This window comes from Gelidibacter sp. (assembly GCF_035515035.1).
Lineage (GTDB): Bacteria > Bacteroidota > Bacteroidia > Flavobacteriales > Flavobacteriaceae > Gelidibacter.
This window is the reverse complement of record NZ_DATJCA010000119.1, coordinates 41,128-48,053: the sequence shown is the minus strand read 5'-3', so window position 1 is coordinate 48,053 and position 6,926 is coordinate 41,128. Positions and strand designations below refer to the sequence as shown.

Genomic DNA, 6,926 nt, shown 5'->3' with positions numbered 1-6,926 from the left:
TTGGGTACTTCGGCATGGTATGCTCCTGGAGCTGCGGTTAGCGGATTGGTTCAAGCAATTGCTTGCGATCAAAAGAAAATGTTCCCATGTTCTGTCTTGTTGGAAGGTGAATACGGATTGGACGATATCTGTATTGGTGCTCCAGTAATCTTAGGGCGCAACGGTATTGAGAAAATAGTAGAAATTGAATTGAACGATGCCGAAAAAGCGCACATGCAAGAAAGTGCCGAAGGGGTTCGTAAAACCAATGATTTATTGTAAAAAGTTGCACAACTCTGCAGCTTATAGTGTCTGACGTCAAGAGTTGTCACTATTTTAGTTAGCTGTAATACATATCACCTAAAGACAAAAGTAAACACATGAAAAAAATATTATTTATAGTAGCCGCAACCTTGAGTGTAACGATGTTCGCTCAACAACAAATTGATGAAGGCGTTGTTATTTCAAAGCAAACCATGTCCAGTGATAATGAGCAAATGAATGCTCAGTTGGCCATGTTGGGTGATATGATTACAACCACATATTTCAAGAATGACAAATCGCGTTCTGAATTAAGCAATCCGATGACTGGAAATACGGTTTTTATTGCAGACAATAATTCCAAAAAGTCATTAGTGCTTATGGACAATGCCATGATTGGTAAGAAATATATGGAATCGGATATTTCAGCGGCCGAAGAGGATTTAGAGAATGTTTCGGTTGAAAAAACAAACGAAACAAAAACGATTCTTGGTTATGAATGCACAAAATACAATGTAGTCATGAATAAAGATGGGGCAGAGGTAAAAATGGAAATTTATTCAACAGATAAATTAAAAGCTATTTCTCAACAAGCCACATCTTTTGGAAAAGATTTTTCAGGTTTTCCCATGTATATGAATATGGCTATAGAGCAACAAGGCATGAAAATGAATATGGTCATTGAAGTTACTGAAGTTAAAGCGGAAAAAGTATCTGATGAAAAATTTAGCATGACACCACCTGAAGGTTATTCTAAAACTGAGAATCTTCCAGGAATGTAAGTCATTTGAAATGAAATAATAATACCTAAAGACTGTAGAAATACTCCCGATTGCTATCGGGATTATTTTTTTATATATTTGCGGACTGGTATTCACTGGCAAATTTCGATTTTTGAAATTTCCAATTGGATTCAAAATATAACTATTGAAACATCTTAAAGACATAATATTACAACCAAAATGGTTCATCAGTACGGCACTTATAATTATTGCTGTATTAGGTGGTGTTTTAGGTCAACAAAAATCTACGCTTCCCAATCAGGAAATTGTAGTTCAGTTTGCCAATGCGAGTATTTCCCTAAATGATGCCAAACATACCATTACCATTGTTGAGGAAGAACTGCTTAGTATAGGTGTTTCCCATATTCAGATAAGTAAACAGGAAGATGGTCGATTGGTCATCAGTTACTATAGTGAGACAAATGTTGAGGCCATAAAAAAAATGCTTTCTCAGCAAAGTGAACTTGCTTTGGGCTTTATTTCTTCTGATAAAAATGAAAAGCCATTAAAATTCCCTTCCAAAGAAGGAAGCATAGCTTATAATCTTGATGTTTATGAAATTCAGCAAGGTCAAAATTCAATTTCGGATCTTGGTGGGAAATGTGCTTTAGAATTAAAAACGAAGCACCAACGTTTTGTAAATTATAATTTTTATATTCCTTCGTGTGTCGCATTTCTAACGATCAATGATCACACTATAAAAGCTAACTTTAGCTTTCAAAGGTACGCTGCCATTGCAAAGGAATATCGTTCTCGTAAAATCCCAGAGGTCAGGGCAGGTCCTTTATCTTAAGGGGTTTAAAGTTTCATTAGATTTTAATACTTCCCTTTTTATATCCGAATCCAACAATGAGATGTTCAAATAGCAGGTCTCATTCCTATTAAGCTGCTTAAGCTTTAAACAATTCGTACATAATCATAAAAAACAATTGTCAAATCGTCCGTAAACTATATATTTGCGCGTTAAAAAATTTGACTTAAAAAAATAAAATAATGCAAAACAAAGGATTAGTAAAGCTGTTTGCTGTGTTATTTGGGTTGGTAAGTATTTATCAGCTATCATTTACATTCAAAGCTAACCAAATTGAAAATCGTGCCGAAGAAATTGCTGCACGTAAAACTGACGACCCCATTCAACGGGCTGCTTATGAAACCAATTATTTAGATTCACTATCTAATCAAGAAGTCTTTAATCTTGGTATTGCCAACTACACCTATAATGAGGTAAAGGACAAAGCCATGAATTTGGGTCTTGACCTTAAAGGTGGGATTAACGTAATTCTTGAAATTTCCGTAAAGGACATTTTAAAAGGGCTTTCAAACAACAGTAAAGATTCTGTTTTCAACAAAGCTTTAGATGATGCGTCTGAACTTCAAAAAACCAGTCAGAATGCTTATGTTGACGACTTTTTTATCGCTTTTGATAAAATAAAGGGCGATCAAAAATTGGCGTCTCCGGATATTTTTGCCAATAGAACCTTAAGTGAGGAAATCACCTTTGATATGTCTGATCGTGCCGTACAGCCCATCATCAGACAAAAAGTAGACGAGTCGATTGTCTCTGCATTTGAGGTTTTGCGTAAACGTATTGATAAATTTGGAGTGACTTCTCCAAACATCCAGCGTTTAGGAAACACAGGGCGGATTCTTGTTGAGCTTCCTGGGGCAAAAGATGTAGAGCGTATCAAAAACTTATTGCAAAGTACTGCACAATTAGAGTTCTGGGACGTGTATAAAGGTGAAGAGTTCCTTCCATTTTTGGCACAGGCCAATGAAGTTCTTAAACCTTTAGTCAATAAAGAGGGCAAAAGTGAGGTTGCCGATTCCGAAATTGTAACGGACACCATTGACGATGCCGATAGCAGAATTAAAGAATTAACTGGTGTAATTGAAACCGATTCTACTGACGTTGGGGAAAATCCTATTTTAGATTTATTAAGAGGTTACGGTTCTGGCGGTCCAGTTGTGGCAACTTTTGAAGCAAAAGACAAGGATTTGATCATGGATTATTTGAACATGCCACAAGTACGTTCTTTATTGCCAGCAGATCAACGTTACGTGAAATTTGCATGGGGTATCCAAGCTAAAAACAGTGAGTTTGTTGACTTATATGCCATTAAAGGCAACAGAGAAAACACACCTGAATTGAGTGGTGCGGTGATTACAGATGCACGTCAAGCCTACAACCAAAGAAATCAACCTACGGTAAGTATGCAGATGAACAGTAAAGGGGCCAAAATCTGGGAAGAAATGACCGGAAAAGCCTATACGCAACAAAGTCAGATTGCGATTGTTCTTGATGATATTGTGTATTCTGCTCCAGGGGTGACTACAGGTCCTATTTCTGGTGGGAATTCCGAGATTTCAGGGTCATTTACCCTTAATGAAGCTATTGACTTGGCCAACGTTTTAAGAGCTGGTAAATTACCTGCAAAAGCGGACATTGTCCAGGCAGACGAAGTTGGTGCCTCTTTAGGACAAGAAGCTATTGAAAGCGGTACATCTTCATTCTTAATTGCACTATCATTAGTATTAGTGTGGATGATCGTCTATTACGGTAAAGGTGGTTTATTTGCTGATATTGCCTTATTGTTGAACATCTTATTAATTTTTGGCGTTCTGTCTGGATTAGGTGCTGTTTTAACCCTTCCTGGTTTAGCTGGTATTGTTTTGACCATTGGTATGTCGGTAGATGCGAACGTCATTATTTTTGAACGTATTAAGGAAGAACTTGCCAAAGGAAAGGGGCAACGTGAAGCCGTCAAAGATGGGTTTAGTAATGCCTTGTCTTCCATTTTAGATGCCAACATTACTACCTTATTAACCGCCATTATTTTATTTGTATTTGGTACAGGCCCTATCAAAGGTTTCGCAACAACCTTAATTATTGGTATTGTAACTTCATTGTTTACGGCCATCTTCATCACAAGATTATTGGTGGATTGGTATGTTGATAAGGGTAAGAATTTAACTTTTACGACAGCAGTTACCAAAGGTCTTTTCCAAAATATGAATATCGATTTCATCAGTAAAAGAAAAGTATCCTATATTGTATCTGCCATTGCTATTGTTTTGAGCTTGTTTTCTTTGTTTACCAAAGGCTTGGACCAAGGTATTGATTTTGTGGGAGGTAGAACTTTTCAAGTGCGTTTTGCGCAGGAAGTGAATCCTGAAGAAGTGAAGGCTGACGTCTTGGAAGCTTTTGGAAGTGCTGAAGTCAAAACAATTGGAAGTTCTCATCAGTTAAAGATTTCTACTAAGTATTTGGTAGATGTCAACACTGCCGAAGCCGATGAAAAAGTACAATCAGAACTTTTTGAAACTTTAATCCCATACCTCCCTAAAGGCATGACCTATGAAGACTTTAAAGTAGGTTCAGGCGATAAGAAGGTAGGACAGATGTTTTCAAGTAAGGTAAGTCCAACCATTGCTGATGATATCAAAACGGAGTCGTTTTGGGCGGTCATTGGATCTTTGGTGGTTGTGTTCTTATATATTTTGTTACGATTTAAAAGATGGCAGTTCTCTCTTGGTGCGGTTTCTGCCGTCTTCCATGATGTTATTATTGTATTGGGTATTTTCTCATTCGCTTATACATTTATGCCATTCTCAATGGAAATTGACCAAGCGTTTATTGCAGCAATTTTAACGGTGATTGGATACTCCTTGAACGATACGGTAATCATCTTTGACCGGGTTAGAGAGACCGTGTTAGAACGCGGTGGCTTTGCAGGTGGACGTAATATCAATTTTGCAATCAACAGTACCATTAGTAGAACGTTGAACACCTCATTAACAACTTTGGTTGTATTATTGGCGATGTTCCTATTAGGGGCGGATTCATTGAGAGGATTACTATTTGCTATTATAGTTGGTATTGTAGTAGGAACCTATTCATCGATTTTTATTGCGACACCATTAATGTATGATACCTTAAAGAATAAGGGTGAAGTTATTGACGAAAATTCAAAAATATAAGTTCATTATAAAGTAATTAAATTGAAAAATGCCACTCATTGAGTGGCATTTTTTATGCTTTAAAGTGGTCAGACTACAATTTTTTAGCTTTGTTTGAACTGCTCAGAGGACAATTCAACACAATAGTTAATTTCTTATTAACGTAATCTTGATTGGATAAGTTACAAAGGTCTAAAACAGATGTGATATTTATGAAATCTCTTTTTCGTAGGTTGGAAATTCTCATCAAGGAATTTAAAGTATTTGAAAATGATACGATTGACCTGGAAACAATATTTCTCTTGGGATTTATCAAGAAGTAAAGACAAATAAGGTTACTTACTTAATCTTTAAACTCTAGGGTTCTACTGTAAAATCATCAAGAGAAGTTTAATTCAATTTTAACTTTCCCCTTCTGTTGGATCTTTGGACGGATACGAAACTTCAACTTCAACTTCAACTTCAACTTCAATTTCATCATCTATAACTTCACTCGACCTTACTATACTCAATTTTATCGCCTACAGCCAATTGCCATTGATCTGCCAAGCCCGCATTGATTTCCAAAACATATTTTGCAGGAACATTGGAGGGCAAAGAGCTTTCGTTATTGGGCTGTGCATTCTTTTGGAAACTCACGATCTTCTTATTGGCATCAATATAAATAATATCCAAAGGAATGTGGGTGTTTTTCATATAAAATGAGCGTAGATCCTCATCAGGAAACACAAACAGCATGCCTTGGAGTTCTCCCATTTCATCACGGTACATAAGCCCTGTTTGGGTTTTGTACTCGTCATCAGCGATTTCTATATCTAAAGTCTTAATGATGCTGTCATTAGCTGTTTTTAGTACCAGCTCAGCTTCTTTTTTAAATTCAATGACCAACGGCTTGATCGTTTTTTGCTCCTCTTTACAGCTTTGAAACTGCAAAAAGGAAATACCTAAACCAGCCAGTATTACAAATTTGAATACATAATTTCTCACTATGCCAACTGTTTTTTTGGTTTATAAATAAACATAAAATACAATCCAATAAGAATAAAAGGAATGCTCAACATTTGACCCGTATTTAGGGCTGAAGTTGCTATGTATTCGTGTTCGCTCTGTGGTTCTTTGACAAATTCCACAAAAAATCGTATGGCCCAAAGCATCACCAAGAAGAACCCAAATAGAAAGCCTTGTTGTTCGCTTTTTTGGGTCTTCCAATAAAAGAGCCAAAGTGCAATAAATACAAAAATATAACAGAAGGCTTCATAGAGCTGCGCCGGATGTCTCGGAAACGCTTCTCCGTTTTGTGCAAAAACGACCCCAAAATCAGTGCCGGTTGGTTTCCCTACAATTTCGGAATTGATAAAATTTCCAAGCCTCACAAAAACAGCACCGGCGGCCACAGGAATAACTACGCGGTCCAAGATCCAAAGAACTGATTTGCGCAATACTTTTTTGTTGTAGAGGTACATGGAGATGATCATGCCAATGGCAGCACCATGACTCGCCAAACCTTGAAATCCTGTGAATTCGAATCCGCCTTTAAACTTAAAGGGTAAAAATATGCTGAAGAAATCTTCGGAAAGCAATTCGCGTTGGTAAAAAAGAACATGGCCCAAACGAGCGCCAAGCATAATGCCTATAACCGAATAGATAAATAAGGAGTCTAAGGATTCTTCGGATTGACTTTCATTTTTATAAATGCGCTTCATGATAAGAAAACCTAAAACGAAGGCTACAATCCACATCACACTGTAAAAGTGTAATGTAAAACCAAGAATATCGATACCTTTAGTAGGATCCCAGACAAATTTAAGTGCGTGCATGAAGTAAAATTTAATTAGAAGAGTAAATATAATATTTTGAATAGTAATAAGCGCCAATGCTATTGATTTTTACAAAAGCTTTAGTAAAACGGCTTCCACTATAACTTTTAATAAGAAGTTAATTTTGTTA

At 36.6% G+C, this 6,926-nt stretch carries 5 protein-coding genes and 1 pseudogene; 4 read left to right on the top strand and 2 right to left on the bottom strand.

The features are described 5' to 3' along the window. The 4 genes and pseudogenes from VLZ86_RS10460 to secDF all read left to right on the top strand — a co-directional run. Positions 1–261: pseudogene (locus VLZ86_RS10460) on the top strand (malate dehydrogenase); the annotation flags it as partial. Positions 262–359: 98 nt separating this feature from the next. Next, positions 360–1,022 carry a hypothetical protein gene (locus VLZ86_RS10455; protein WP_325451058.1) on the top strand — a complete coding sequence of 221 codons (663 nt, stop codon included), beginning with the start codon at positions 360–362 and terminating at the stop codon, positions 1,020–1,022. A gap of 145 nt (positions 1,023–1,167) precedes the next feature. Continuing rightward, complete coding sequence (locus tag VLZ86_RS10450) at positions 1,168–1,815, top strand: hypothetical protein (protein WP_325451056.1); 648 nt, start codon at positions 1,168–1,170, stop codon at positions 1,813–1,815. A 200-nt stretch (positions 1,816–2,015) separates the two neighbouring features. Further along, a complete protein-coding gene (gene secDF / locus VLZ86_RS10445) occupies positions 2,016–5,000 on the top strand; it encodes a protein translocase subunit SecDF (RefSeq protein WP_325451054.1) in 2,985 nt (994 codons plus the stop codon). A gap of 468 nt (positions 5,001–5,468) precedes the next feature. On the opposite strand, the gene VLZ86_RS10440 is transcribed toward secDF, so the two are convergent. Further along, positions 5,469–5,966, bottom strand: a complete 498-nt coding sequence (locus VLZ86_RS10440; RefSeq protein WP_414652549.1) for a DUF192 domain-containing protein — start codon at positions 5,964–5,966, stop codon at positions 5,469–5,471. Next, positions 5,966–6,796: a prolipoprotein diacylglyceryl transferase gene (gene lgt, locus VLZ86_RS10435; RefSeq protein WP_325451052.1), complete on the bottom strand. Its 831-nt coding sequence runs from the start codon at positions 6,794–6,796 to the stop codon at positions 5,966–5,968. Before lgt ends, VLZ86_RS10440 begins: the two co-directional genes overlap by 1 nt. Positions 6,797–6,926 lie beyond the last annotated feature (130 nt).

Coding starts and splice junctions, on each gene's coding strand:
- VLZ86_RS10455 (WP_325451058.1), top strand. CDS start 360: ATGAAAAAAATATTATTTATAGTAGCCGCAACCTTGAGTGTAACGATG.
- secDF (WP_325451054.1), top strand. CDS start 2,016: ATGCAAAACAAAGGATTAGTAAAGCTGTTTGCTGTGTTATTTGGGTTG.
- lgt (WP_325451052.1), bottom strand. CDS start 6,796: ATGCACGCACTTAAATTTGTCTGGGATCCTACTAAAGGTATCGATATT.